Here is a 26346-nt window from a genome sequence, read left to right as displayed (position 1 = left end):
CCTTTATACCAAATATCATCCTGATCACTAAAACAGATATAATCATAATTTTCAAAATCGACATCTTTAATTAATCTATAAAAATTCTTACCTGCCCCTCCAAACTTATCGGTGCTAGGAAGTATATTTATAATTGACGGATGTAATGCTTTAAATTCTTCACAGATGTTTAATGTATTATCAGTTGATAAATCATCTGATATAAATATTGAGAGGTCTACACCCCTTTGCCCTATAATACTTTTTAATTGCTCCTCAATCCAGCATTCGCCATTATACGTAGCCATGAGTACAGCAACTCTTTTTTGATCATAACTATGCATTGTAACGACCGCCCCCAGTAATTCCTCTTATTCCATCCAGCGTAGCCAAAATATATTTTTTCATATATTCAATTTTATTTTTTTGAGTTGCAATAATTAAAGTTGTATGAATTAAAGAAAAAACAACTTCCCTAATAGAGAGTAAAAGAGGTACATGATTTTTTCTAAGCAAAAGAAATGCATTTCTTACTCGATAATAACGACGTACTGGCGAGTGAATTGGTATGTTAATCCCACAGATTTTTACTGACTTATCCCCAATAGCATGAACCATTTCTATATCAGGAATGATATGAACTAATATGCCATAGTTTAAGCATCTAAGACACCATTCTGTATCGACATAATCAATAAAAAGTTCCTCATCCATCATTCCAACAATCTCAAAAACTTCTTTTGAAACCATGGTTCCGGATGAGATTGTTACTGAACTTTTAAACGGTGTCTGTCCTTCAGTGACATGAATTTTCTCTCGAAGACCATTTTTTTTGATATTACAAATAGGATAATAATGTGACTTATCTCTATCAATAAAAACTGGGCCAGCTATTTTTGCATTTTCATTATCCATATAGCAGGAAAGTTTTTTGATAAACTCATTGCGAATACGGCTATCTTGATCAAAAAAAATTATCTTCTCTGCCCTTTTTTCAAGAGAATATCGAATCCCAATATTTTGTGCTTTTGCTATACCTTCATTCCTACCAAGACAAATTAAATGAACTTTTTCGATGTCTGATAATTTATCTTTCAAGGTAAAATTAGTACTATTATCGACTACTACAACGTAACAATTTTGCTCCTTTAGTTCAGTGATCAGTGCATTCAGATTTTTAAGTTCGGGATTATATGTCACAATGACAGCGTAAATATTACTATTCATTATCCAAGTGACTCAGTAATTGGTTAATTTTAGTCTTCATATACAGAACACATTCTAGTATAAAGCCATTGTAATAACAGAGCATCTAAAATTACACGTATGCTCCAGGATATTGCGGCACCCAGTAACCCATATTTTTCGACCATAAAATACAAAAGGGCTAAATAAGGAACCAATTCAGCACAATGAATCAAAGCAGTAATTTTAGATTTTCCTAATGCCTGGATTGCAGAGAATGGTATCATTGCCAGCGCATTGAAGAAAAAACCGATCAATAACACATTTAATATATTAAAGGAATTAATTTGGTAATTTTCACCAAACCATATTTTCAATACAAGCCCTGAATACAACAAGCCTATGATTATCACCGGCAAACAGATTAGAAACATTAAAAGCAATGATTTATTTACATTACGTTTAAATTCTTTAAAGTCTTTAATGTTACTTAACCTTGGAAACACAGCTCTCCCGATTGCTGCAGGTATTATTCCTAATTTTAGAATAACCTCCGCTGGTGCAGAATAAAATGCAACTTTATCTGCCCCCATAATATTTGACACTATAAATCGATCAAAATACACCATGACCGGACTTATGATATTACTTACTGTCATCCAACCGCCAAAGAAAAAGAGTCGTTTAAAGGTTTTATAACAAAAATGAACCCCCGAAATTTTAATATCATTCCTGACATAATAGGCAGAGACTAAAATCGAAATAACTCTTGCAAATATTAAACCAGCAACCGCTGCCGACAATGTAGCACTATAAAAAACAAATATGGCCGGAATTCCCGCGATGCAAGAGCTTGATATAGATTTTTGAATATTTACAATGCCAAATTTTTCATCCCCCTCAAGAATGGCTGACCATAATTGATTTAGAATAAATAATGGAATGCAAATAGCCAACAGTTTAAATGCTAGTTGTATATCACTATGTTCAACACCAGAAATTTTTAGATAATTAACGATTCCATCAGAGAAAATCAATAATAAAAAAGCACCAAAGCATGAAAATAGCACCAAAAAAGATGTACTTGTTGAAATTACCTTGGTTCTTTCATGATGATTATCACGATGAATTGCAATTTCTCTAATAACAGAGCGAGTCAGGCCTACATCAAAAATTCCAGCATACCCAACAAGTGCAATTGCAATTGTATAAACACCGAAACCTTCAGGCCCCAAACCTCGAGCGAGAAATCCTAGCGAGGGGATAGCAATTAAAGTTGGTATTGCATAGCCAAAAAGGTTCCAGACACTATTTTTTATTATGCTCATTATTACATTTCTTTATCATATAAAATAATCAGCATCTACAAATTTTTGACCATTAATATCTTTATCAGAAAGCAATGGATTTTGAACCGGCCATTCTATATTTATACTTTTATCGCTCCATAAAATCCCACGTTCTTGCATTTTTGAATAGAAATTATTTGTTTTGTAGACAAATTCTGCTTCATCACTAAGAACGCAAAACCCATGAGCAAATCCTTCCGGTATCCATAACTGGCGCTTATTCTCCGCCGACAAATTTACACCAACCCACTTGCCAAATGTTGGTGATGATTTCCGAATATCAACCGCAACATCAAAAACTTCACCGACAACACAGCGTACCAATTTTCCTTGTGCATAGGGTTCTAACTGGTAATGAAGCCCACGTAATACGCCTTTACTGGATTTCGAATGGTTATCCTGAACAAATTCGACCTTACGCCCCACAGCCTCTTCGAATACTTTCTGATTAAAGCTTTCCATAAAGAAGCCACGTTCGTCCCCAAAAACTTTTGGTTCAAAAATCAGCACATCAGGAATTTCAGTTTTAATTACGTTCATCTTATTAATAACCTTTAATCATTTTGAGCAGATACTGACCATAAGCATTTTTCTTCAACGGTTCGGCTAATACTTTTACCTGCTCAGCATCAATAAACCCTTTACGATAAGCAATTTCTTCCGGACAGGAAACCTTTAGTCCCTGGCGCTCTTCAATGGTGGCAATGAAGTTACTTGCTTCAATAAGGCTTTGATGCGTCCCCGTATCCAGCCATGCATAGCCACGCCCCATCATAGCGACAGACAAACGTCCTTGTTCCATATAAATACGGTTAATATCGGTAATTTCCAGTTCGCCACGGGCAGAAGGCTTAAGGTTTTTCGCCATTTCCACAACATCATTGTCATAGAAATAAAGCCCAGTAACCGCATAGTTACTTTTTGGTTCCAGAGGTTTTTCTTCCAGACTAATTGCCGTACCGTTATTATCAAACTCCACGACACCATAACGTTCAGGATCATTAACGTGATAAGCAAATACCGTTGCACCGCTTTCTTTGTTAACCGCAGCGTCCATTAATTTTGGCAAGTCGTGTCCATAGAAGATATTATCTCCAAGCACGAGTGCACAATCATCGCCACCAATAAAGTCTTCACCAATGATAAACGCTTGCGCCAGGCCATCCGGACTCGGTTGTACTTTATACTGTAGATTAAGCCCCCACTGGCTCCCGTCCCCCAACAATTGTTGGAAACGCGGTGTATCCTGTGGCGTACTGATAATAAGAATATCGCGAATACCCGCTAACATAAGCGTTGAAAGCGGATAATAAATCATCGGTTTATCATAAATCGGCAGCAGTTGTTTACTTACTGCCATCGTCACAGGATAAAGACGAGTGCCGGAACCACCAGCCAGAATAATACCTTTACGCGTTTTCATTTCACCATTCCTTTTAATTCATCCCGCTCTGGCATCATGAGCGAGATGCAAAAATTTGTTAAATTGCCGTAGTCGTAAATAATTCGTTGAGCATTCGTTTCACGCCTACCTGCCAGTCAGGCAAGACAAGCGCAAAGTTCTGCTGAAACTTTTCTGTATTGAGGCGAGAGTTATGGGGTCGACGGGCTGGTGTGGGATAGGCCGTTGTTGGCACGGCGTTAAGTTTGTTAAGAGCAAGGTTAATCCCTGCTTTGCGCGCTTCTTCAAATACCAGAGCGGCATAATCGTGCCAGGTTGTTGTACCGCCAGCAACCAGATGGTACAAACCAGCAACTTCTGGTTTGTCTACTGCTACGCGAATGGCATGAGCGGTGCAATCAGCCAGCAATTCGGCACCTGTTGGTGCGCCAAACTGATCGTTTATCACAGCCAGTTCTTCGCGCTCTTTTGCCAGACGCAACATTGTTTTGGCGAAGTTATTTCCTTTACCTGCATATACCCAGCTGGTACGGAAAATAATATGCTTCGCGCAATGTTTCTGTAACGCTTTTTCTCCGGCTAGTTTAGTTTCACCATAAACATTCAAAGGTGCTGTTGCATCCGTCTCCTGCCACGGTATTTCACCGGTTCCCGGAAATACGTAGTCAGTAGAGTAGTGAATAACCCAAGCGCCGACTTCATTGGCTGCTTTTGCAATCGCTTCGACACTTGTCGCGTTAAGTAATTGTGCAAATTCCGGTTCTGATTCCGCTTTGTCTACTGCAGTGTGAGCAGCCGCATTAACAATAACATCAGGGCGAATTTTTTTGACAGTTTCAGCTACACCTTCGGGATTACTAAAATCACCACAATAATCAGTGGAGTGAACATCAAGAGCAATCAGATTACCCAGCGGTGCCAGAGCACGCTGTAGTTCCCAACCTACCTGCCCTGTTTTGCCGAATAGGAGGATATTCATTACTGGCGGCCCTCATAGTTTTGTTCAATCCACGACTGATAAGCACCGCTTTTCACATTCTCAACCCAATTTGTATTAGCCAGATACCATTCCACCGTTTTACGAATACCGCTCTCAAACGTTTCTTGCGGTTTCCAGCCCAATTCGCGGCTAATTTTATCGGCATCAATTGCATAACGGCGATCATGCCCTGGGCGATCGGCAACATAAGTAATTTGCTCACGATAAGATTTCTCTTTCGGTACAATCTCATCCAGCAAATCACAAATTGTGAGCACTACATCGATGTTTTTCTTTTCGTTGTGTCCACCAATGTTATACGTTTCACCCGCTTTACCTTCGGTTACGACGGTATATAACGCACGAGCATGATCCTCTACATACAACCAGTCGCGAATTTGATCCCCTTTGCCATAAATAGGTAATGCCTTACCTTCCAGAGCATTCAGAATAACCAATGGAATAAGTTTTTCCGGGAAATGATAAGGACCATAATTGTTAGAGCAATTAGTCACAATGGTCGGTAAACCATAAGTCCGCTTCCATGCGCGTACCAAATGATCGCTGGAAGCTTTAGAAGCAGAATACGGGCTACTTGGCGCGTAGGCTGTCGTTTCCGTAAATAGCGGTAACGCTTCGTTATTATTTACTTCATCCGGATGGGGTAAATCGCCATACACTTCATCAGTAGAAATATGATGAAAGCGGAAACTTTTTTTCTTTTCATCATTCAGAGCAGACCAGTAATTGCGCGCCGCTTCTAAAAGAACATATGTACCCACAATATTGGTTTCAATAAATGCCGCAGGGCCAGTTATTGAACGGTCAACGTGGCTCTCTGCCGCCAGGTGCATCACCGCGTCTGGCTGGTGCTGTGCGAAAATACGCGCCATAGCTACGGCATCGCAGATATCTGCATGCTCAAATGCATAACGTTCAGAATCAGAAACTTCAGCGAGTGATTCCAGGTTTCCGGCGTAAGTCAATTTATCGACATTAACAACACTGTCCTGCGTATTATTTATAATGTGACGAACTACAGCAGAGCCAATAAACCCTGCGCCACCAGTTACAAGTATCTTCACTTTTTTATTCCATATAGCTATAGAGCATGCTGTGAAATAGACTGCTCCAGAATTGATTAATAGAGGCATTAATGCACGCTACCGCCCCTGGCTTAACAGCTACCAGAGCACTGCGTGCATGACTACGATGTGACGAGCGTTACTCACTCGCGCAAAATCCGAAAAATTCAAACGCTAATTGTCTTACCAAACAGCCGTAGAAACAAGGAAAATCCTGGAAAAATTTGAATAATATGAAGCAAGTAACTCCTTGTTTTTATACGCTTTATAAAAAAACAACGGCAGGAAAATTCAATGCGCAAAACTTATGCTATGAATCTTCACTGCCGTTTTTAATTTCTTACTGACCGACACTTCCTGTCAGATTTTCGTTATTCGCTTAACAACTTCTCAATGCCTTTGCGGAACTTCGCCCCTTCTTTCAGGTTGCGCAGCCCGTATTTTACAAACGCCTGCATATAGCCCATTTTCTTACCACAATCGTAACTGTCACCAGTCATCAGCATTGCGTCAACGGACTGTTTTTTCGCCAGCTCAGCAATGGCATCAGTCAGCTGAATTCGTCCCCATGCACCAGGCTGAGTACGTTCCAGTTCCGGCCAAATATCGGCAGAAAGCACATAACGACCTACGGCCATAATGTCTGAGTCCAGCGTCTGCGGCTGATCGGGTTTTTCGATAAATTCAACGATGCGGCTGACTTTACCTTCGCGATCCAACGGCTCTTTAGTCTGGATGACGGAGTATTCAGAGAGGTCACCCGGCATACGTTTTGCCAATACCTGGCTGCGGCCAGTTTCATTGAAGCGCGCAATCATTGCTGCAAGGTTGTAACGCAACGGATCGGCGCTGGCATCATCAATAACCACATCGGGTAGTACGACGACAAATGGATTATCACCAATAGCCGGCCGGGCACACAAAATGGAGTGGCCTAAACCTAATGGTTCGCCCTGACGCACGTTCATAATGGTCACACCCGGTGGGCAGATGGACTGCACTTCTGCCAGCAGCTGTCGCTTCACGCGCAGCTCAAGGAGAGATTCTAATTCATAAGAGGTGTCGAAGTGGTTTTCGACCGCGTTTTTAGACGCATGAGTTACCAGGAGGATTTCTTTGATTCCTGCAGCCACAATCTCGTCAACAATGTACTGAATCATTGGCTTATCGACGATGGGTAGCATCTCTTTAGGAATCGCCTTAGTGGCAGGCAACATATGCATCCCAAGACCCGCTACAGGAATAACTGCTTTTAAATTCGTCATTATTTCATCCACCTGTAAAATGGTTGCTGAATTATAGCTTGTTCGATTTTTTTCGCCAGCATCAATTACCCTGAATTGATTACTGATTTCCTTCCGATGTTACGCCGCTTTGTCCAGGATTGCAGTAGCGTTATTCTTAAGTATGGTGCCATTTTTCCAGGAATGGTCGCAAATCTATCGTTCCCGTTTCGGTAGCCTGAAGTTTATCTTTTCCACATTAACGATATGGTGATTAATCCTGTCGATATCGACAGAGCTTTGTCCTTTTTCATTCACCACATGAACATTTACCAGTGACAGTAGCGTCTCGTTCTTTGCCATAAATGTCCCACGGACATCCTTACGCAAGTCAAAGTTCATGGTCAATGCCGGGCTAACCGAAGATTCTTGCATCACATTGATATTACGCATAAAAAGGTGCTGCGGTTTGTTGTGTAGCTCCAGAGAAGCACGTTTCATCTCAATATTGGTCAGTGCAACAAAGGAGACAGCGTTACCTGCTGAAATTTGTATCCCGCGCAATTTCCTGGCAAGGTCAGTATTATCAAGGTGAATATTATTCAGTCTGAAGTTTTGCGGTATGGAGAGATACCTGCCTTTAATGACGCCGTAGCCGATTAACATCCCGGCACTATTAACCATTTCTATATTGTCAATAACAAAGTTATCACATCCATATATCGCTACAGTGGCGTTATCAATACCGGCTTTCTTGCTGAAATCAGGCGTAATATTGCGCGCTTTGATATTACGGATAATGAAATGTTTACCATTTTCAACATGAATCAGCTGTCGACAATCCGATCCTGTAATATTCGCCACGACAAAGTTTTTCACCGCCTGGTCTTCTGGATAGTTATTATCGTAGGTACTTCCCGCAAGGCCTATGCCGATGCCCCAGTTGATTTTGCCATTAGTACAGTTGATACGTTCTATTACGTGGTCGGAAATTAAAATATCGCGGTCGTTGATTGCCACGTTCCATTCGATGGCGTCGCCCTGTAAGTCGCTGAACTTACAATTGGTGATGTTGGCACCGATAATCTGGTTATGAAATCCCTGGCGTAAGATGGCGTAATTAGCATGGCTCACGGTCAGGTTATCGATGGTCAGGTTGCGCATAACCCGTTTGTTTTTGCCGCCGATATAAATCTGCGTTACCGGGCCAAATCCGCTCATCGCCAGCCCTTTGATGGTGCAGTCAGAACCGCGCACATCCAGGGTGATGTTATGCATACTGCCGCCCTTCGCCCCTGTCACCTGGCTGCCGTCCTGTAAGATAAATCGCCCTCTGCCGTTGCCGCGCAGGCTACCGAGAATGTGTAAGGTTTTGCCAGGAGGGATGAAGATGCCGGTGTTGATGTTGTCGCAAACAAATCCGGCAGGCACGATGACCGTTTGCCCTTCGCTAAAGGCTTGTTTAAATGAGGCGATCCAGTCGTGCGGATTGTAGTCGTTGATATTTACGCTTTGTCGGGCGGGAAGTGCACGGGCGAAAGGGGTATGGAGGCAGGCAAGCGCGGAGCTTGCCGTCAGGAAGGTGCGTCGGGAGATTGTTTTAAATGACATGCGTTCTCCTCTATAAAGCTTGCAGCAAGCTGGCTAACTCTCGATTGATCACCTGCTGGTTAAAATCATGTTCGACTTTTTCGCGAGCACGTTTGACAACCGGAGCCAGCTCGTCGGTATCCAGTTGGCTAAACGCCGCCAGCCGTTGCGCCAGTGCGCGAGCATCGTTCTCAGGCACCAGCCAACCCGATTTATCGGCCTCCACCAGTTCCGGAATGCCGCTATGCAGAGTAGAAACGACCGGAATGCCGACCGCCATCGCTTCCATCAATGCCACGGGTATCCCTTCCATATCGCCATCCGCGCCCGTGACTGAAGGCAGCAGAAAGACATCCGCGTCGTCGAGCATCGCCTTAACTTCGTGGCTCGGTTTAAAGCCTGGCATCTCCACCACATCTTCCAGTTGATACTGTTCGATGAGCGTGCGTAAACGCCGCTCCCACGGGCCGATGCCGAGAATGCGATAGCGAAATGCCACGCCCTGCTCTTTGAGCTGACGGCAGGCTTCGATCGCCACATGCAGGCCTTTTTTCTCGGTTAAACGAGCAACGGAAATAATCTCTAGCGGTGTTCCTGGCATTTTAACCGGACGAGGGCTAAAGCGATTCATGTCCACCCCCATGCGCGATACAGCGATTTTTTCCGTCGGGCAGCCCATCTTTTGCAATCTCCCTGCCCACAGATCGCTTATTGGCAACATCAGGTCGCCACGGCGAAACAGTTGTTGATATTCGGGAGTGTAATGATTGAGCACTTCCCGACTGGAGATATCAATACCATGGAAAATGGTAGCGATTTTGCCGCGAATGACACCCAGTTCGCGTAATTTTGCTGCGGTTACCCCCGCAGGGCCAAAATGAGCGATGAACACATCGGCATGAAACGGTGTTGCGACCTGGCCGCAAATGGCAGACAAAATCAGGTTCCGCGACTCGGCACCATAGCGTTTGAGGTTAAGCGCCTGCCAGGTATTTTTACGATGAATGCCGCGTAAGGTCTGGCTGGCACGGTGGCGCAGTTTCGCTACTTTGCCTTGTGGTTCGTCCTGCAACCAGCGGGTTATGGCGGCAAGGTTATATTTCGTCCATGCAGCGTGGGTATTTTGCGTGTCGCCTTTTTGCAGCGCGATAATCTCCACCTCAAAGCCCATATCAATAAACGCAGTGATTTGATTGAGGACGAAGGTTTCCGACGACAGCGGAAATTTCAGTAAAAAGAAGCCGACCTTCATTTAGCCTCCCCGATGCGCTCAAGCACTGACTGCACCATCTGCATTCCCGTCTGACGTTCGCGACTGACAGCTTCGTTAAGTCGTGCGTTCAGCGCCGGAAGCTGGCCTAAGGTATCCGCAACCATCGCTTGCAGGCTGCCGTCTAATAAATGACGGATATCAATCGCCATCTGTGGCAGCCCCAGTTGTTGCATTATCCCGGCGGATTTATGTTCGTAGTTGATGGCAATTGCCGGAGTGGCAAAGTTCATGGAGATAATGGCGGAGTGCAGACGCGTACCGACGGTGAGTTCACAGCCCCCCAGAATTTTGCCCATTTCCAGATCGTTGAGTTCATCCATCACCACGTGATAACGGTCAGGATCGCTGATGTGTTGGCGCAGATTGAGCGCCACCATGCGGTCGTCTTTGTTATAGCTGTCGATACCCGTACAGGTGGAGAGCGCAATCACCTGATACCCTTCATCGAGAATGCGATTGACCACCCCGGCAAAGGCTTGCTCATACGCTTGTTGAGTGGTGCCGAGACGTTTGTCGAACGGCGCCAGCTCGCGCAGGGTAATTGCCACCGTTTTCTGTTGTGCGGCAATATTCAGCCAGTGTTGAACGGCATAGCTGGCGGTGAAATCTTCGGTGTGATGATCGACCAGCCACGCGGTATCGACGCCATGTTCGACTTTTGCGGTAGTGATATTGTTGCGTTTCATCAGATCGAGGCTGACCGATTCGCGCAGGATCAACGCGTCGCAGTGACCGAAAACGTAGTTCGCCAGTTGGTTGAATTGCTCATTCTGGAACGGGCCGACGCTGTGACCAATCATAAACAGCGGCTTTTTCGCCATAAACGTGCATAGCGCGTGTTCAAACTGCGGCACGCCGTAGAGATCGACAAAAAACGATCCGCCGACCTGGATAATGGCATCGTAACCTGACAGCAGGCGCACGAAGTCGGTGAATCCCTGGGCAATGGCGATATTACGCAGCTTGCCGGTGTCGGTGACGCGTGAGAGCAGTACCTGGTGTTGATAGCGGCGACGGAGGACTTTTTTAACGCGCCCGACAACGCCCGCTGCGCTGTTGTGTTGTTTCATTTGCAGGAACAGCGGATCGCCCATCACCGGGCGATTAAGCAGCCAGGAAGAACTGACCGGATAACGACTCATCACGTCCACTTCGGCGTGTGGATTGAGGATGTTGATGGCATCAAGTAAGCCGCGCAGGATGGCGCTGTCGCCGCGATTGCCGCAAGTATGGTTGCCAAGAATAAGTAATTTCATTTTTTCCTCATAAATTTGATGCCAGGTGAGGCTGTATTTGTTGTTTTCATTACTGCTTTTTGCCTGATGCGACGCTAACGCGTCTTATCAGGCCTACAAAACCGAGTTCCTGAACCGTAGGCCGGAGAAGGCGTTCACGCCGCATCCGGCAACCATTGCCGGAACCGAAAACAACACTTCACCCCGCCCGTAAAAGCATTTTCATTTTTTCGCTGCGACAAAACTGACGCTTCACTTCCACCACCAGCGGATGGCGCGACAACACAATCATCACCACAAACGCCAGTACGCCTGCGGTAATTTGCACCGCCAGCAACGTCGCCAGCGCCAGTTGCCCTTTCAGCAGCACACCCAGCGCATAACTAACCACCAGCGTCGGAAGCGAGAGATAAAACGGTAGCCACAAACTCAGGATGTACTGGCGATAGCTGGAACCGAGCACCGGTTTAATCATCACGAAGTAGCTCAGAATGGTGTTGATAATCTGCACCAGCAGGAAGCCGAGCGTGACGCCGATCGCGCCCGCCATCTGCCCACCGATAACAATCGCCGGAATAAACAGAAAAGTTTTGAATACGTTGAATTTAAAGCTGATATCCACCCGCGCTTTCGCCATCAGCAGCGAACCAATCGGGTTACCCACCGAACGCAGTAGCCCCACCACACACAGCAATTGCAGCACCGGAATAATGCTGCTCCACTTCTCACCAAATACCAGCGGTACAAAATTATTCGACACCACCATTAGCCCGAGCAGCGCCGGAAAGTTGATAATCCCCACTACCGACAACAGCTTGTAGAAGTTAACGCGCAGCTTTTCGGTATCGTCCTGAATTTTGGCGAATGCCGGAAACAACACGCGGGTGATGATCGGGTTCAGCTTCATCGGCGGCACAACGGCCACGTTGTACGCCAGGTTGTATCCCCCGGCCACGCCCGCGCCGAGAATACGCGCCAGCACCAGCGTCGAAAGGTTAGTATTGAGATAGTTGATGATGCTGTCCGCCGTCAGCCAGGCACCAAAGCGTAAGTTCGGTGCCACCGACGTCAGCGAGAAATGCAGACCGGGACGATAAATTTTGCGACCAAAGTAGCCAAACAGCAGCGTTCTCACCGCACTATTGACCAGATAACCGAGGATCGCAGTCATCGCCAGCGGCCAGAAATGGGCGCTAACCACCGTAAAAGTAAAGCCCGCCAGCACCGCGCTAGTTTCGATCATGCCGATTTTGTTGAACTCCAGCTCCTTTTGCATCAACGCGCGGAACTGTTGCCCGTGGGGGATCACCACAAACGCCAGCGACAATGTTTTAATCAACGGCGCCAGATCCGGGTTATTCAGCACGTCACCGATGACATCACTCAATAAAAACACCGCCACGCACACCAAGATCCCCAGCCCGACGTTCAGCCAGTACAGCGTAGTGAGTTCAAGGTGGCTGATTTCTTTTCGCTGAATAATCGAGTTAGCGATACCAAAGTCAGAAAGCGTATCTGCCAGCGCGATAATCACCAGCGACACGGTAAGCAGGCCGAACTGGTGGTTGTCGATAATCCGCGCCAGCACGGTCATCTGCACCAGCCCGAGGCCGATGATGATTACCGTGGCAATCGCCGACCACTTCGCGCCGCTGATGGTTTTTTCACGTAAGCTCATATCAATATGCCGCTTTGTTAACGAAGCCTTTGAATACCGTCAGGAAAACGATTTTGATATCGAACCAGACGCTCCATTCGCGGATGTACTCAAGGTCGAACTCGACGCGTTTTTCCATTTTCTCCAGCGTGTCGGTTTCGCCGCGCCAGCCGTTGATCTGCGCCCAACCGGTAATGCCCGGTTTCACTTTATGGCGCAGCATGTAGCCTTCAATAAGCTGGCGATACTGTTCGTTATGCGCCACTGCGTGCGGACGCGGACCCACAATCGACATCCCGCCGGTCAGCACATTGATAAACTGCGGCAATTCATCCAGCGAGGTGCGGCGCAGAAAGTTCCCCACCCTGGTGACGCGCGGATCGTTCTGCGTCGCCTGGGTCACCACGTTGTCGTTCTCCATCACTTTCATCGAACGGAACTTCCACACTTTGATCGGCTTGCCGTCCATGCCGTAGCGAGTCTGGCGGAAAATAACCGGCCCCGGTGAACTGAGTTTCACCGCCAGCGCAATGCAGCACAGCACCGGGGAGATCAGCAGCAAGATCAGCGTCGCCAGCACAATGTCTTCCGCACGTTTGAGCAGGCGGTTAACCCCGGAAAGCGGCGTGTCATACAGCGGCACCACCGGTACGCCGTTCATCTCTTCGATACGGGAATGGAGAATGTTGAAGGTAAAAACATCGGGGATCAGCAGCACCGAACAGGTGGTGTCCGCCAGTTGATGAACCAGTTTTTTCACTCGCGCGCCGTCGCACATTTGCATCGCGATATAGACGTTATGAATCTTGCCCGCTTTCGCATCCTCGACCAGCTGTTGCAGATTACCCGCCCAGTCGTTAGAAACGCCGCCCGGTTTCGGGTCGTGGTAAACGCCCACCACTTCAAACCCTAACCACGGCTGATTACGGAAGCTCTCCATCAGCATTTGTCCGGCAGCTAAATCCCCCGCCACCGCGACCATCCGCTTGTTATAGCCATGATTACGCAACCAGCCCGCACCAATACGAATGCACGAACGGCAAACCACCAGTCCGATGCTGGTCAGCGTATACCACGCTAGCCAGATTTTCAGTTGCGTGTCGAAATCATTATTGAACGCCACCAGTCCGGCGCTGAAAATCACGCTTAAGGTCCAGTTTTGTAGCAACAGGGCAAATTCTGTCGCTGCCCGAACACCGCGCCATGAGCGATAAAAATCGGTTATGCCGCCCAGCATCTGGAATACCACCAGCGTAATCAGCGCCACCAACAGGTGCATGTAGAGGAATGACAGTCCGCTGACTTCGCAAACCAGCCATAGTCCGGCAAACATGATGGTGATATCTGAAAAGCGTTGCACCATAGAGATTAACGATGCATTGGTTTTCGCTCGCTCGCGCTTTTTTAGATTTGTCATCGTTGTTCCTGTTCTATTGTCGCCTCACCCCGGCCCTCTCCCCAAAGGGGCGAGGGGAGAAGAAAGTTCCGTGCTCTCTTCTCTCCGCAGGCAGTAGAGCGTCAGGGGGAGGGGGAGGGGGAAAGTAATGACATTACTCGTTCAGCAACGTCAGCAGAGTTCGCGTTCGCGCTTCCATCAGCGGCACATCACCGCGCGATTCCACATTCAACCGCACCACCGGTTCGGTGTTGGAGGAGCGCAGGTTAAAGCGCCAGTCGGCAAAGGTCATGCTGATGCCATCGGTGCGATCCACCGCCAGCGCCTCACGGATAAAATGCTGTTCCACACGGTCAATAGCCTCAACGGGTTGCGCCAGTTTGCTGTTGATTTCACCGCTTGCCGGGAATGCCGCCATCCGGTCGCGCACCAGTTCGCCCAGCGTTTTTCCTTTCAGACACACCAGTTCGGCGACCAGCAGCCACGGGATCATGCCGCTGTCGCAGTAAGCGAAATCACGGAAGTAATGGTGCGCACTCATTTCGCCACCGTAGATGGCGTCTTCCTTGCGCATACGTTCTTTAATAAAGGCGTGTCCGGTTTTCGACATCACCGGTGTGCCGCCTGCGGCAGTCACCACATCAACGGTGTTCCAGGAGAGACGCGGATCGTGGATGATCTTCGCGCCGGGATTTTTTTCGAGGAACGCTTCTGCCAGCAGGCCGACAATGTAGTAGCCCTCGATAAACTGCCCTTTTTCGTCAAACAGAAAACAGCGGTCAAAATCGCCATCAAAGGCAATGCCCATATCTGCGCCGTGTTTAATGACCGCATTGCGGGTGTCGTCGCGGCATTCCGGCAGTAGTGGGTTAGGAATACCGTTGGGGAAATTGCCGTCCGGCGTGTTGTGCACTTTGATCAATTCCACAGGTGCGCCGAGGGCTTTAAAGCGGGCTTCGATAGCGTCCACCACCGGACCCGCTGCGCCGTTCCCGGAGTTGATCACCAGCTTGAGCGGCGTGAGGTTTTTGACATTGATATAACCGAACAGGTGATCAACGTAAGCGTCACGCAGGGTAATTTGCTGATAGCGACCACGTTTTGTTTCATCGACGGGGGGGAAGTCGTTGGCTTCTGCCAGACGCTGGACGTCGCGCAGTCCGGTATCGCCGCTGATCGGGCAAGCCCCTTCGCGTACCAGCTTCATGCCGTTGTAATCCATCGGATTATGGCTGGCGGTAACTTCGATGCCGCCATCCACGCCGAGATGGAACGTGGCGAAATAGATCTCTTCAGTGCCGGACATGCCGATATCCAGCACATCGACGCCCGCATCCTGTAACCCCTTCGCCAGCGCCAGTTTTAAGGTTTCGCTGGTGAGGCGGACATCACCGCCTAACACGATGGTTTTCGGTTTAAGAAATTCGCCATAGGCACGACCAATGCGCCAGGCGATATCTTCATTCAGTTCTTCGCCTAATTTTCCGCGAATATCATAGGCTTTAAAGCAGGTTAATTTTTTCATGTCGTTACCCTTTTTCAGGCAATAGTTGACCCTGACCGAAGCGGCCAATTTTGTTTTTGTCGTTATTTACATCGCGGTTCGGATAAGGCGTTCACGCCACATCCGACAAACTGCGCCTGATGCGACGTTTACACCCGTCCGTAGCGATCCGCGAAGCGCACCACATCATCCTCTTCGAGATAAGAGCCGGAGCGCACTTCAATTAAATCGAGCGGAATTTTCCCCGGGTTTTCCAGGCAATGCGTCGCCCCCAGCGGAATATAAATGGACTCGTTTTCACCAAGCAGTTTGATATCACCGTCGATAGTGACTTTTGCCGTTCCCGCGACAACCACCCAGTGTTCCGCGCGGTGATGATGCATTTGTACCGACAAGCCTTCGCCCGGTTTCACGGTGATGCGTTTCACCTGGTAGCGGTCGCCCGCGTCGATAGAGTCATATTTGCCCCACGGACGATACACTTCGCGATGCACCCGATGCTCATGGCGACCATCGGCTTTGATCTGCTCGACCACTTTTTTCACATCCTGCACCGCGTTACGGTCAGCAATCAGCACCGCATCTTTGGTCTGCACTACCACCAAATCTTTCACCCCGACGGTGGTGACAAGGCCAGATTCGGCATACACATAGCTGTTTTCAGTTTTGTGATTAATCACATCACCGTGGCAAACGTTGCCCTCGGCGGTGTGGGCGCTGATCTCCCATAAAGAAGACCAGGACCCCACATCGCTCCAGCCCGCATCCATCGGCACCACAACGGCGTCTGCCGTGCGTTCCATGACCGCGTAATCCACCGACTCTTCCGGGCAGGCGAGAAACGCTTCTTCATCCACCCGTATAAAATCGAGATCCGGATCAATGGCGCTCATCGCTTTTTCACAGGCATCGAGAATATCCGGGCGATATTTTTTCAGTTCTTCGAGATAACGTCCGGCGCGGAACAGGAACATGCCGCTGTTCCAGTAATATTCGCCGCTTGCCACATAGGCCTGCGCGGTTTCCAGATTCGGTTTTTCGACAAACTGCGCCACTTCAAAGGCCACCGTATCCTGCTCACCCGCCGATACTTCACCGCGACGAATATAGCCATATCCGGTTTCAGGTAGATCCGGCACAATGCCGAAAGTCACCAGTTTGCCTGCTTCAGCATACGGCATGGCGTTACGCACGGCGGCGCGGAACGCGTCTTCATCGGCAATCACATGATCCGCCGCCAATACCAGCATTAACGGGTCGCTCTCCGGGCTATGACGTTTTGCCGCCAGCGCCGCTAGCGCAATGGCAGGTGCAGTGTTACGCCCTGCCGGTTCGAGAATAATGTTCTCGGTAAGTTTGTTCAGTTGACGCAGCTGTTCCGCAACAATAAAGCGGTGCTGCTCATTGCAAATCACCACCGGGCTTTCGCACTCCACGCCGTTCAGGCGGCAGATGGTGGTTTGCAGCATGGTGAGATCGCCTTTCAGGCATAAAAACTGCTTGGGATAAAGTACGCGGGAAAGCGGCCATAAGCGGCTACCTGAGCCACCTGCCATCACGACTGGATAGAGTTTCGACTGCGCCATAATTATCCCCGAATATCATTTATAAATTGACGTAACACGTTCTCTTTATCGAGCGTGCGTTCGGCATATTCACGTGCCACCGTGTTGTGTTTGGGCAGCAGGAGCGCCTGACAAATCCCCGTCACCAGCGCCTCGACCGATTCCGGTTCTACGCAAACCGCAATTCCTGGGAAGGTTTCGCAAAGCTGCCCCAGTTCTGTATGGGCTTCTGCGGTAATCACCGCGTTACCGCCTACCGCCAGAATATTGGTCAGTTTCGACGGCAATACGGCATCTGCCGCGCCGCGTTTTTGCACTACCAGATGGCAATCGCCCATCTTCAGCAGTGCGGGTAAAGCGTCATACGATTGCAGCGGGAAAAACTGCAAATTGGTCAGTCCACGCTGCTGCGCCATTTTTTCCAGCCGCGCTTTGCCGCCGCCCTGCCCGACAATGGCAAAAATCAGCGGTTCATCGCGCAGGCGATCGGCAGCTTCAATAACGTTTTCCAGCCCCTGCTTTTCACCAATATTGCCGGAGTAAAGAATGATTTTTTTGTTATCCGGCAGGCCAAGCTGGTTACGAAGGGCGTCAACATCAGCCTCTGCGACATGCTGAAAACGGGCGATTTCCGACCAGTTGGGGAAGAAGATGACCTTTTCCGCCGCCACGCCTTTTTCGACAGCTTTATTCATCATTGAGCGCGAAATGGTGGAGACGTTATCGACGTTATGCAGTCCGCTACGTTCGAACGCCGTTGCCAGTTGTGCCACTTTGCCTTTTCCCGCAAGACCCAGTCCCAGCATGGCATCCACTTCGTAATCCTGAATATGCAGCACGGTACGCGCGCCAGAGAGTTTCGCCAGCAGACGCATTCCCGGCGTGCAAAACAGCGTTGGCACTACGCCGATAATGCGCTCCGGCTTCCAGCGACGTTGCGCCATCAGCGGAAAGAAACTGCTGGCGGCAAAACTGCCGAGATGCAACAAGCGTTTCAGGGTGCTCGGCTGTTTTGGCACATACAGCGGGCAGCGCCACACCGTAGCCACGCCCTCTTCTCGTTTGTAACGCCAGGCAGAATAGTTCTCCCCCACCTGCCACTGCGGGTAGTAAGGCGGTGCGGTAATGACCCGCACCTCATGACCTTGCGCCGCCAGCCATTCCACCATCTCGCCGGTGTATTTGCCGATACCGGTTAACTCCGGCGAGTAGTTAATGCCGTAGACCAGTATTTTCATAATCCGGGTACTCCGGTACGCTTCTCAGCGAGAAAATAGGCGCGGCTGTTAGCGTGAACATTGTCACTGGCGAGCAGCGCATCCGGCGTCAACCAGCGGTAATCGTCATGCTGCTCATCCGGCAGTAACAGCTCTTCTTCCGCTACCCTGAAGCGAAAACCGAGCACCACATAGTGAGTGGTGAAATCCGTGCCGGAGAAGTTATCGTCATAAAAGTGCTGCCAGACGCCGTAAAACTGGCCTGCTGTTATCGGCAGACGCAGCCCCAGTTCCGCCATCGTCAGCCGCTCAAATGCGGCTTCCAGCGTTTCGTCTTTCTGCACGCGCCCTCCCGGCACAAACCAGTAACCCTGCGCCGGGCGGTTGGTTCTTTTGCCAAGCAGAAACTCGCCGCGACTGTTCTCGACAATAAAGTCGAGAGAGACAAGCGGTGTGGAGCGCACTACCGTGGCAAAGTCTTCCTGACGTAAAAACATCATTACCCCCGAAAGCGGTCTTGATTCTCAAGGAACCACTGGTAAGTGCTGGCAAGCCCCGCTTCCAGTGAGATTTCGTGATACCAGCCAAGCTGATGCAGGCGCGTCACATCCAGCAGTTTGCGCGGCGTACCGTCCGGTTTGCTGGCATCAAAAACCACCCGACCTTTGTAACCCACCACTTTGGCGATGGTTTGCGCCAGCTCGCGGATAGTGCAGTCAACGCCCGTGCCGACGTTAATGTGCGACAGCATCGGCTGGGTGTTTTCCAGCCAGACTTCGTGCGCCAGCTCCATGACATGAATGCTCGCCGCCGCCATATCATCGACGTGCAGAAATTCTCGCATCGGTGTACCGCTGCCCCACACCACCACGTCCGGTGCATTCTGTGCCGTCGCCTCGTGGAAGCGACGCAGCAATGCTGGGATCACATGCGAATTACTCGGGTGGAAGTTGTCATGCGGCCCGTACAGGTTGGTCGGCATGACTGAGCGGTAATCGCGTCCGTACTGGCGGTTGTAAGATTCGCACAGTTTGATCCCGGCGATTTTGGCAATGGCATAAGGCTCGTTGGTCGGCTCCAGCGTACCCTGCAATAACTCGCTTTCTGCCATCGGCTGTTTTGCCAGTTTCGGGTAGATACAGGACGATCCGAGAAACAGCAGTTTGTTCACGTCGTTCTGATGCGCGGCGTGAATGATGTTGCTCTCAATCATCATGTTCTGGTAGATGAAATCCGCCGGATAGGTGTTGTTGGCAACAATGCCGCCCACTTTCGCCGCCGCCAGATAGACCAGGTCAATGCGCTCGCTGGCAAAGAAATCATGCACCGCACGGCTATCCAGAAGGTTCAGCTCGTCGCGGGTGCGTAATACCAGTTCCACATCACCGCGCTGTTCGAGCTGCCGCCTGATGGCGGAACCGACCATCCCGCGATGGCCAGCGATAAAAATGCGTTGTTTACTCATGCTTATGACTCCAGCGCGATCGCCACGTCGTAGCCGTGAGATTTCAGCAGAGAGTGTTTTTTCGCCGCTTCGAGGTCATTAGCTACCATTTCAGACACCATCTCTCTGAGGGTGATTTCTGGTTTCCAGCCCAGCTTTTCGTGCGCTTTGGTCGGGTCGCCGAGCAGCGTTTCAACTTCAGCCGGACGGAAGTAGCGTGGGTCAACGGCGATAATCACATCGCCCGGTTTAACGCCCGGCGCGTCATGCCCGGTGACGGAAACCACAATGCCCTTCTCTTCAACGCCTGTACCATCAAAGCGCAGTTTGATGCCCAGTTGTGCCGCCGCCATTTCCACGAACTGGCGCACGGAGTACTGAACGCCGGTAGCGATAACGAAATCTTCTGGCTGTTCTTGTTGCAGCATCATCCACTGCATTTTTACGTAATCTTTGGCATGACCCCAGTCACGCAGGGAATCCATATTGCCGAGGTACAGACACGACTCCAGCCCCTGGGCGATGTTGGCGATTGCGCGGGTGATTTTGCGGGTGACGAAGGTTTCGCCACGGCGCGGAGATTCATGGTTAAACAGAATGCCGTTGCAGGCGTACATGCCGTAGGATTCACGGTAGTTAACGGTGATCCAGTAGGCGTACAATTTGGCGACGGCATACGGAGATCGCGGGTAGAACGGCGTGGTCTCTTTCTGCGGGATTTCCTGCACCAGACCGTAAAGTTCAGAAGTGGAGGCTTGATAGAAACGGGTTTTCTTTTCCAGACCGAGAAAACGGATCGCCTCCAGCAGACGCAGCGTGCCCATCGCATCAACGTCTGCGGTGTATTCAGGGGATTCAAAAGAAACCGCAACGTGGCTCATCGCACCCAGGTTGTATACTTCGTCCGGCTGCACTTCACGCAAAATACGCGTCAGGTTGGAAGTATCACTCAGGTCGCCATAATGCAGATGGAATTTCGGGTTGCAGGTGTGTGGATCCTGATAAATGTGATCCACGCGCTCGGTGTTGAATGACGATGCACGACGCTTAATGCCATGCACTTCGTAACCTTTCTCCAGCAGCAATTCTGCCAGGTAAGAACCATCCTGTCCGGTTACACCGGTGATGAGAGCGACTTTTGACATGTCTTATTCCTCTGTATTTTTTGAATTTATTCAGTTTCAACGCGTTCGCGTATCACCACTGCGGGATTCCCCCGGCAAATGGCATTTGCCGGAAGCGATTTAAAAACACTGCTTCGCGCACCCACGACGGTGCCATCGCCGATCGTGACGCCAGGGGCAACAAAGACATCGGTTGCCAGCCAGCATTTCTCGCCAATCACAATAGGCGTGGCGTTAATGGTGAAATGTTGACTTGCATGGTCGTGGCTCCCGGTGCATAAATAACTTTTTTGCGATATCACCGAATGCGCGCCAATGGTTATTTCACCGAGGGTATATAAATTGACCTCATCGCCGACCCACGCGTAATCACCTAAGGTTAATTTCCACGGATAGGTAATTTTTACTGACGGACGAATAACTACGTTTTTTCCTATTTTTGCGCCGAATAAACGTAATAAAAAAGCCCGCCAGCGATAGAATATTTGCGGCGACCAGGTAAATATTGTTGCCTGTACTGCCCACCACAATTGCACTTTAATAGCGTTGCCGCCCCGGAACCCTTTCGGCACCGAGAAACCACTTAAATCTTGCATCGTTTTCCCTTATATTCAGCTTTTGTTATATAAGGCTTTCGTCTTTGAGGTAGTACGTTGGCGTAAATACCAGGATAATTCTGCCCAGAAGCCAGGCACATGTAATATCTGCCGTTGGACTTTTTTCGCGTCGGCACACAATTCCATATTATTAGTGGTAGATACCCCACCCATAGAAAATTCAGACACCAGACCATTGAGTTTTTTAAATGCATAACCGGCTTTATACATTTTGGCTGCCAGGGCGTAATCGGAAGAAACTTTATATTCCAGGTCATAACGCCATTTTTTCAAACCGGATACCGGGAAAAATATTGCCTGATGACTGGCGGGCAGGCTGTGATAAATATACCAGCCCGGTTTGGCGCTACGTTTAATTTTATGCCCGTCGCCAAAATCCAGCAGCGCATCGCCGGTGATCATCACGTTATCTTTTTGCACTTTTAACTTACGGACAAAAATTGCGGCATCCTGATGGAAAATATCGCCTGAGTTGAGAAACAGCGCAAACTGACCTTGCGCCATTTCAATACCTTTGTTCATGGCGTCGTAAATGCCGTTATCTGGCTCACTAACAAAGCGTAGGTTATAGATACCATTGAGATTTTCCAGATACTCACGGGTGCCGTCGTTAGAACCGCCATCGACAACAATCCATTCGAAGCTGATATCGTCCGCCTGCGCCAGATGCGCCAGCGAGGCGTGCGTTTTGACTATCCCTTCGATGTTACGAAACGCGACGGTGATTATGCTAAGCAACATGTTCTTATTCTTACCTCGTAATATTTAACGCTTTTCGCAAAATAAACGGACAGACGATTAAAAAAGCATATTCCGGGCTAAATATCGAACCGGTAAAAAACAGCGATACCGGCGTAAAAAGATAGAGCTGCACGCGAAAATTACGATTATCGCCAAAAGCGTTGAGCATCATTTTTATCACTTTCCCCATGTACCACAGAGATAAAAACACCGCGAACCAGGAAAAATAAATAATCAGCAGATACAAACCATTGTCTATGGTTTTTCCGACATCCGCACCGTTAAATATTCCGAATGATGCGACATATTCATAAAGTGAGCCAAATCTGACTACACCGTCAATATGGGTCAAAGAATAACCGACCATCACCAGCGGACCGACAATACGATAATACGATGACGACCCTTCTGTGCCTAAATCTCCCAGACGGGTGGAAATATAAGGAAACGCGATTACCACACCAATCAGGAATACAGCCAGAGAAATCAATGCTAACGGTAACTTTTTCTTAATCGCTTCTTTATTCAGATACTGAAATACCCACTCCAGCAAATAAAACAGGATAAAGGTCATAACACCTGAAAACGATCCGGATAATATTATTCCTGCGAGAATCATAGCATCAGTTTTAGGCGTTTTGATACCAAACTGTTTGATACTGAGCCAAATTGAGATTAACGCCAGAGCGAAAAATGCCGGTTCGAAATAAAGTGCCGTAGTTCGCTTACCGCCGAATTTAATGAAATTCAGTACATAGCTGTTGCTGTAAATCAGATATTTCGAAATCGACTCCATAATACTGCTGCCGCCGGTGAGGATAATTTGCGCCATCTCCACCGCCGCCAGCGCCACCACCAGCCCGACCACCAGATAAAAGAAACGTAATATCTTGCGATGGTTGTGTGGCGAAATCGTTTTAAAGCGAATACTCCACACCATACCAATAATGATCACAATATAGACAAACAGCATGGTTGAAGTGACATATTTACTGGCATCCAGCGACTGACCAAACAGGTAGTTGAACGCCGTGAGCCCCGCGCCAATCCCTAAGGCAATCATCAATTTTTTAACGCTGATGCGCTCTAAAAACAGCAGTAATAAGACAGGCAAAAAAGTGACGATGGTGATGGGGAAACTTTCGCCAAGCTGGGCGATTTTGACGTTAACCAGCAGGTAAATCAGCGGCAGCAACAGGTAGCTACAGATTCTGATAGACGTTGACATACTCCTCCAGCATCTGTTGTCCACTGTAGGCGGCGCGGCTGCGCTGGCTGAACTCAGCCAACGTAGTACCAAATATCGCCTGCGCGATTTCCGGTTTGCTTAACTGCGCCAGTTGCAGCACCTCTTCTTCGCTGACGGTTTTACCACCGGATTTTTGCAGCACTTCCCGCGCCGCATCGCTATGGGTGGCGATCACCGGCACGCCAATCGATAGCGCCTCACACAAAATCAGCGGGTAGTTATCGACACGAGAACTGAACACCAGCGCATCCATCTGATTGAGCGCGCTCATCAGCTTACGTTTGTCGGTTTCAAAGCCGTGATTGACCACGTTGCCTGCGGTGAACGGCGAGAACTTACCGAAAGTATGCAGTTCGATTTTATCGCCCAGCGCCATCATCTCGCGCACCAGTTGCTGGTTTGTTTTGCCGTCGTAACGCAAATCATGCGCCACCACCGCGATTTTCGGCTTGCCCTGGGTTTCACGCACCGGTGGAAGTTCCGCCAGAATGGCTTCGGTTGCCATATCAATGCCGTTATTGATAATCCGGCAACGCCCTGGACCGTACAGGCTATTGAAAGCGTCAGCCACATGCTGGCTGGGGGAAATAAACTGACAGCCCAGCGCCAGCATCTCGCGGAACAACTGGCGTTTGCCCGCCACCAGCTGGCGCGCGCGATCAATCTTCACCGGTGGATAGTTATTTAAGGTCGGGCATTTCTGGCAGCCCGTTTTCCAGCCTTCGCAACCGTCGGTAAAGGCGCAGCGCCCGGTAACGCTCCAGTGGTCGTGCAGCGTCCAGACCAGAGTGATGTCTGGTTTGTGGTTTTTCACTTTTTCGCAAAAGCGCACCACGCTGTTAAGATTCAACCAATAGCTGTGCAACACATGAAAATGCAGGACTACCGGCCCCGAAGTGCGGGTTATGGAACGATACAACTCATTGAAATTGCCAAACAGATCGCGATTAAACAGACGAAACAGCGCGATGTTCGCCATCGCGGTCATCCGAGGCGTATGTTTGATGACCTGCGGATAGTTCTGATGGCTGACGCTCTCTTTGCCGCCTTTGCCGTAGCCGTAGACAAAATGTGACGCCAGCCCCTGTTGCAGCGCACGCTGGTGGAGATCTAACGCCACACCTGCCGCCCCGCCTTCCGCCAGTCGCACATTAAATTGCAGAATATTCATTTAATTACCTTCACTCGCGCTTTTTCTCCCACCACCAGCGCGTTGTCCGGGACAGAGTCGAGCACCACGCTGCCCGCGCCCACGGTGACGTTGTTACCAAGCGTGATATCACCAAGAATAATGACGTTGGCACCGAGTTCGACGCCATTGCCAATGTGTGGACATGCCATGTTATCGGCGCCACGATTGCCGATAGTGACGCCGTGGCGAATGGTGAAATCATCCCCCGCCACCACGTTTTTATTGATCACTACGGCGTAACCGTGATGGATAGTAAAACGACGGCCAATGGTTGCGGCGGCCTGGATTTCATAGCCGAAAAAGCATTCAGTGATAATGCGATACAGCACCAGCAGCGGAGCCGCCCACAGATTATTGAGGGCGTTCTTTTTGCGCCACACCGAGCAAAAATGGGCGACACGATAGGCGAGAACCATGCAACACGGGCGTAAACTCCAGCTGTTAGCGCGCAGATCTTCCAGCATCCTTAACGCCCCCGTATTCCATCAGCCAGACGTTTGCCGTTACGCACCGACAGTAGCGTCAACAAAGTCCGCCAGGTCATGCGTTTATTGCGGATCTGGTAGAGGGTAAACAATTGATATTTTTTGCTGGCGCGGTCGAATTTGTCTTTGTGCTTACGGTAAAAGTGGAAGTATCCGGAGAATTTTTTCGGTGACGAGGTGATCTGCATTTCGCCGTGATTGATATGCAGGATCTGCGTCGCCTCTTCCACTTTCCACGGTTCGCCATACTCCACCACCATCCGCAGGAAGATGTCGTAATCCTGTGCCGCTTTCAGTTCGGTATCGAACAAACACTCTTTGAAACGCCACGCCCAGGTAAAGACCTGATTGCCAATGATATTGCGTTTATAGAACAGGCGGCGTGAATAGGGTGATTTGGGATACAGTGGCAAACTTGCCGGTTGGGAATAGACTTCGCCCTGGCAAACGTAGTCGTTAGCGTACAAAAAGGCGTGAGTGACCAGTTGCTGTTTATGGGCGAGGAAGACGCTCAGGCGGTTGGGCGTCCATTCATCATCGTCATCGATCCCGGTAATGTATTCCCCTTGCGCCAGCATAATAGCCTGGTTACGTACCGCGCACGCCCCGCTGTTAATGTCGTTGTGAATGTAGGTAATACGCGGATCGTTGAGGGCGGTGACGTACTGTTGCAGTTGTTCCCAGGAGGTGGAGCAATCATCCACGATGATCATCTCCCAGTTACTGTAGTCCTGGCGCAGGACCGATTTTATCGCCCGAATCGCCAGTTGTTGGCGGTTCCAGGTCGGCATATAGATTGAGATCAGCGGATTGTCTTTCATTTGTTATTCTCCCGGCTTATGAGCTGGTTTGCTT

24 protein-coding genes and 1 pseudogene are annotated in these 26346 nt (G+C 49.1%); all 25 read right to left on the bottom strand.

Annotated elements, in window-relative coordinates; all coding sequences use genetic code 11:
• Positions 1-323: pseudogene (gene rfbG / locus A7098_RS01090) on the bottom strand (dTDP-rhamnosyl transferase RfbG); the annotation flags it as partial.
• Positions 316-1206 (bottom strand): rhamnosyltransferase, encoded by an 891-nt coding sequence (locus A7098_RS01085; protein WP_105280195.1) that lies wholly within the window; start codon positions 1204-1206, stop codon positions 316-318. The gene A7098_RS01085 and the pseudogene rfbG, both read right to left, overlap by 8 nt.
• Positions 1207-1235: 29 nt before the next feature.
• The gene (wzx, locus tag A7098_RS01080; protein ID WP_032225611.1) at positions 1236-2492 is read right to left on the bottom strand and encodes an O13/O129/O135 family O-antigen flippase; all 1257 of its coding nucleotides are present in this window, start codon (positions 2490-2492) and stop codon (positions 1236-1238) included.
• A gap of 15 nt (positions 2493-2507) precedes the next feature.
• Positions 2508-3053, bottom strand: coding sequence for a dTDP-4-dehydrorhamnose 3,5-epimerase (gene rfbC / locus A7098_RS01075; protein WP_105280194.1), 546 nt, complete (start codon positions 3051-3053; stop codon positions 2508-2510).
• A gap of 4 nt (positions 3054-3057) precedes the next feature.
• Positions 3058-3936: a glucose-1-phosphate thymidylyltransferase RfbA gene (rfbA, locus tag A7098_RS01070; protein ID WP_105280193.1), complete on the bottom strand. Its 879-nt coding sequence runs from the start codon at positions 3934-3936 to the stop codon at positions 3058-3060.
• A 58-nt stretch (positions 3937-3994) separates the two neighbouring features.
• Positions 3995-4894: a dTDP-4-dehydrorhamnose reductase gene (gene rfbD / locus A7098_RS01065; protein ID WP_001023616.1), complete on the bottom strand. Its 900-nt coding sequence runs from the start codon at positions 4892-4894 to the stop codon at positions 3995-3997.
• Entirely contained in the window at positions 4894-5979 is a 1086-nt protein-coding gene (rfbB, locus tag A7098_RS01060) for a dTDP-glucose 4,6-dehydratase (protein WP_000699452.1), read from the bottom strand. The genes rfbD and rfbB overlap by 1 nt, the downstream gene beginning before the upstream one ends.
• A 371-nt stretch (positions 5980-6350) precedes the next feature.
• A complete protein-coding gene (gene galF, locus A7098_RS01050; RefSeq protein WP_000183032.1) occupies positions 6351-7244 on the bottom strand; it encodes a UTP--glucose-1-phosphate uridylyltransferase GalF in 894 nt (297 codons plus the stop codon).
• 174 nt (positions 7245-7418) lie between these two features.
• Complete coding sequence (gene wcaM, locus A7098_RS01045) at positions 7419-8813, bottom strand: colanic acid biosynthesis protein WcaM (RefSeq protein ID WP_105280192.1); 1395 nt, start codon at positions 8811-8813, stop codon at positions 7419-7421.
• 10 nt (positions 8814-8823) lie between these two features.
• Entirely contained in the window at positions 8824-10044 is a 1221-nt protein-coding gene (gene wcaL / locus A7098_RS01040) for a colanic acid biosynthesis glycosyltransferase WcaL (RefSeq protein ID WP_105280191.1), read from the bottom strand.
• Complete coding sequence (gene wcaK, locus A7098_RS01035) at positions 10041-11321, bottom strand: colanic acid biosynthesis pyruvyl transferase WcaK (protein WP_032225617.1); 1281 nt, start codon at positions 11319-11321, stop codon at positions 10041-10043. Before wcaK ends, wcaL begins: the two co-directional genes overlap by 4 nt.
• Positions 11322-11499: 178 nt before the next feature.
• Positions 11500-12978, bottom strand: coding sequence for a colanic acid undecaprenyl disphosphate flippase WzxC (gene wzxC, locus A7098_RS01030; RefSeq protein ID WP_032225618.1), 1479 nt, complete (start codon positions 12976-12978; stop codon positions 11500-11502).
• A gap of 1 nt (position 12979) precedes the next feature.
• Complete coding sequence (wcaJ, locus tag A7098_RS01025) at positions 12980-14374, bottom strand: undecaprenyl-phosphate glucose phosphotransferase (protein ID WP_032225619.1); 1395 nt, start codon at positions 14372-14374, stop codon at positions 12980-12982.
• 133 nt (positions 14375-14507) lie between these two features.
• The gene (gene cpsG / locus A7098_RS01020; RefSeq protein WP_032225620.1) at positions 14508-15878 is read right to left on the bottom strand and encodes a colanic acid biosynthesis phosphomannomutase CpsG; all 1371 of its coding nucleotides are present in this window, start codon (positions 15876-15878) and stop codon (positions 14508-14510) included.
• Positions 15879-16006: 128 nt separating this feature from the next.
• Entirely contained in the window at positions 16007-17443 is a 1437-nt protein-coding gene (gene cpsB, locus A7098_RS01015; protein WP_000079280.1) for a mannose-1-phosphate guanyltransferase, read from the bottom strand.
• Between the two features lie 2 nt (positions 17444-17445).
• A complete protein-coding gene (gene wcaI, locus A7098_RS01010; protein WP_105280190.1) occupies positions 17446-18660 on the bottom strand; it encodes a colanic acid biosynthesis fucosyltransferase WcaI in 1215 nt (404 codons plus the stop codon).
• Complete coding sequence (gmm, locus tag A7098_RS01005) at positions 18657-19136, bottom strand: GDP-mannose mannosyl hydrolase (protein WP_032225622.1); 480 nt, start codon at positions 19134-19136, stop codon at positions 18657-18659. The genes wcaI and gmm overlap by 4 nt, the downstream gene beginning before the upstream one ends.
• 2 nt (positions 19137-19138) lie before the next feature.
• Positions 19139-20104, bottom strand: coding sequence for a GDP-L-fucose synthase (gene fcl / locus A7098_RS01000; RefSeq protein ID WP_105280189.1), 966 nt, complete (start codon positions 20102-20104; stop codon positions 19139-19141).
• A 2-nt stretch (positions 20105-20106) separates the two neighbouring features.
• Positions 20107-21228: a GDP-mannose 4,6-dehydratase gene (gene gmd / locus A7098_RS00995; protein ID WP_105280188.1), complete on the bottom strand. Its 1122-nt coding sequence runs from the start codon at positions 21226-21228 to the stop codon at positions 20107-20109.
• 26 nt (positions 21229-21254) lie between these two features.
• Positions 21255-21803, bottom strand: coding sequence for a colanic acid biosynthesis acetyltransferase WcaF (gene wcaF, locus A7098_RS00990; protein WP_105280187.1), 549 nt, complete (start codon positions 21801-21803; stop codon positions 21255-21257).
• Positions 21804-21818: 15 nt separating this feature from the next.
• The gene (gene wcaE, locus A7098_RS00985) at positions 21819-22565 is read right to left on the bottom strand and encodes a colanic acid biosynthesis glycosyltransferase WcaE (RefSeq protein WP_105280186.1); all 747 of its coding nucleotides are present in this window, start codon (positions 22563-22565) and stop codon (positions 21819-21821) included.
• A gap of 10 nt (positions 22566-22575) precedes the next feature.
• Positions 22576-23793: a colanic acid polymerase WcaD gene (gene wcaD / locus A7098_RS00980; RefSeq protein ID WP_105280185.1), complete on the bottom strand. Its 1218-nt coding sequence runs from the start codon at positions 23791-23793 to the stop codon at positions 22576-22578.
• On the bottom strand, positions 23768-24985 hold the full coding sequence (gene wcaC, locus A7098_RS00975; protein ID WP_105280184.1) for a colanic acid biosynthesis glycosyltransferase WcaC: 1218 nt from the start codon (positions 24983-24985) through the stop codon (positions 23768-23770). Before wcaC ends, wcaD begins: the two co-directional genes overlap by 26 nt.
• A complete protein-coding gene (gene wcaB, locus A7098_RS00970; RefSeq protein ID WP_000888726.1) occupies positions 24982-25470 on the bottom strand; it encodes a colanic acid biosynthesis acetyltransferase WcaB in 489 nt (162 codons plus the stop codon). Before wcaB ends, wcaC begins: the two co-directional genes overlap by 4 nt.
• 2 nt (positions 25471-25472) lie before the next feature.
• Positions 25473-26312: a colanic acid biosynthesis glycosyltransferase WcaA gene (gene wcaA, locus A7098_RS00965; RefSeq protein ID WP_000654503.1), complete on the bottom strand. Its 840-nt coding sequence runs from the start codon at positions 26310-26312 to the stop codon at positions 25473-25475.
• Positions 26313-26346: the final 34 nt, after the last annotated feature.

Origin of the sequence: Escherichia sp. MOD1-EC7011, from assembly GCF_002965005.1 — a bacterium.
In the GTDB taxonomy this organism is placed as follows: domain Bacteria; phylum Pseudomonadota; class Gammaproteobacteria; order Enterobacterales; family Enterobacteriaceae; genus Escherichia; species Escherichia ruysiae.
Note: the sequence above shows the minus strand (reverse complement) of the source record. Positions and strands in the feature narration are given on the sequence as shown.

Bases quoted from the DNA above. Each gene is read 5' to 3' on its own strand.
- wcaA (WP_000654503.1), bottom strand. From the start codon at position 26,312: ATGAAAGACAATCCGCTGATCTCAATCTATATGCCGACCTGGAACCGC.
- fcl (WP_105280189.1), bottom strand. From the start codon at position 20,104: ATGAGTAAACAACGCATTTTTATCGCTGGCCATCGCGGGATGGTCGGT.
- gmd (WP_105280188.1), bottom strand. From the start codon at position 21,228: ATGTCAAAAGTCGCTCTCATCACCGGTGTAACCGGACAGGATGGTTCT.
- wcaJ (WP_032225619.1), bottom strand. From the start codon at position 14,374: ATGACAAATCTAAAAAAGCGCGAGCGAGCGAAAACCAATGCATCGTTA.
- wcaE (WP_105280186.1), bottom strand. From the start codon at position 22,565: ATGTTGCTTAGCATAATCACCGTCGCGTTTCGTAACATCGAAGGGATA.
- cpsG (WP_032225620.1), bottom strand. From the start codon at position 15,878: ATGAAAAAATTAACCTGCTTTAAAGCCTATGATATTCGCGGAAAATTA.
- wcaD (WP_105280185.1), bottom strand. From the start codon at position 23,793: ATGTCAACGTCTATCAGAATCTGTAGCTACCTGTTGCTGCCGCTGATT.
- wcaI (WP_105280190.1), bottom strand. From the start codon at position 18,660: ATGAAAATACTGGTCTACGGCATTAACTACTCGCCGGAGTTAACCGGT.
- wcaF (WP_105280187.1), bottom strand. From the start codon at position 21,803: ATGCAAGATTTAAGTGGTTTCTCGGTGCCGAAAGGGTTCCGGGGCGGC.
- rfbC (WP_105280194.1), bottom strand. From the start codon at position 3,053: ATGAACGTAATTAAAACTGAAATTCCTGATGTGCTGATTTTTGAACCA.
- cpsB (WP_000079280.1), bottom strand. From the start codon at position 17,443: ATGGCGCAGTCGAAACTCTATCCAGTCGTGATGGCAGGTGGCTCAGGT.
- wcaC (WP_105280184.1), bottom strand. From the start codon at position 24,985: ATGAATATTCTGCAATTTAATGTGCGACTGGCGGAAGGCGGGGCGGCA.
- galF (WP_000183032.1), bottom strand. From the start codon at position 7,244: ATGACGAATTTAAAAGCAGTTATTCCTGTAGCGGGTCTTGGGATGCAT.
- wcaK (WP_032225617.1), bottom strand. From the start codon at position 11,321: ATGAAATTACTTATTCTTGGCAACCATACTTGCGGCAATCGCGGCGAC.
- rfbD (WP_001023616.1), bottom strand. From the start codon at position 4,894: ATGAATATCCTCCTATTCGGCAAAACAGGGCAGGTAGGTTGGGAACTA.
- wcaL (WP_105280191.1), bottom strand. From the start codon at position 10,044: ATGAAGGTCGGCTTCTTTTTACTGAAATTTCCGCTGTCGTCGGAAACC.
- A7098_RS01085 (WP_105280195.1), bottom strand. From the start codon at position 1,206: ATGAATAGTAATATTTACGCTGTCATTGTGACATATAATCCCGAACTT.
- gmm (WP_032225622.1), bottom strand. From the start codon at position 19,136: ATGTTTTTACGTCAGGAAGACTTTGCCACGGTAGTGCGCTCCACACCG.
- wzxC (WP_032225618.1), bottom strand. From the start codon at position 12,978: ATGAGCTTACGTGAAAAAACCATCAGCGGCGCGAAGTGGTCGGCGATT.
- rfbA (WP_105280193.1), bottom strand. From the start codon at position 3,936: ATGAAAACGCGTAAAGGTATTATTCTGGCTGGTGGTTCCGGCACTCGT.
- wcaB (WP_000888726.1), bottom strand. From the start codon at position 25,470: ATGCTGGAAGATCTGCGCGCTAACAGCTGGAGTTTACGCCCGTGTTGC.
- wcaM (WP_105280192.1), bottom strand. From the start codon at position 8,813: ATGTCATTTAAAACAATCTCCCGACGCACCTTCCTGACGGCAAGCTCC.
- wzx (WP_032225611.1), bottom strand. From the start codon at position 2,492: ATGAGCATAATAAAAAATAGTGTCTGGAACCTTTTTGGCTATGCAATA.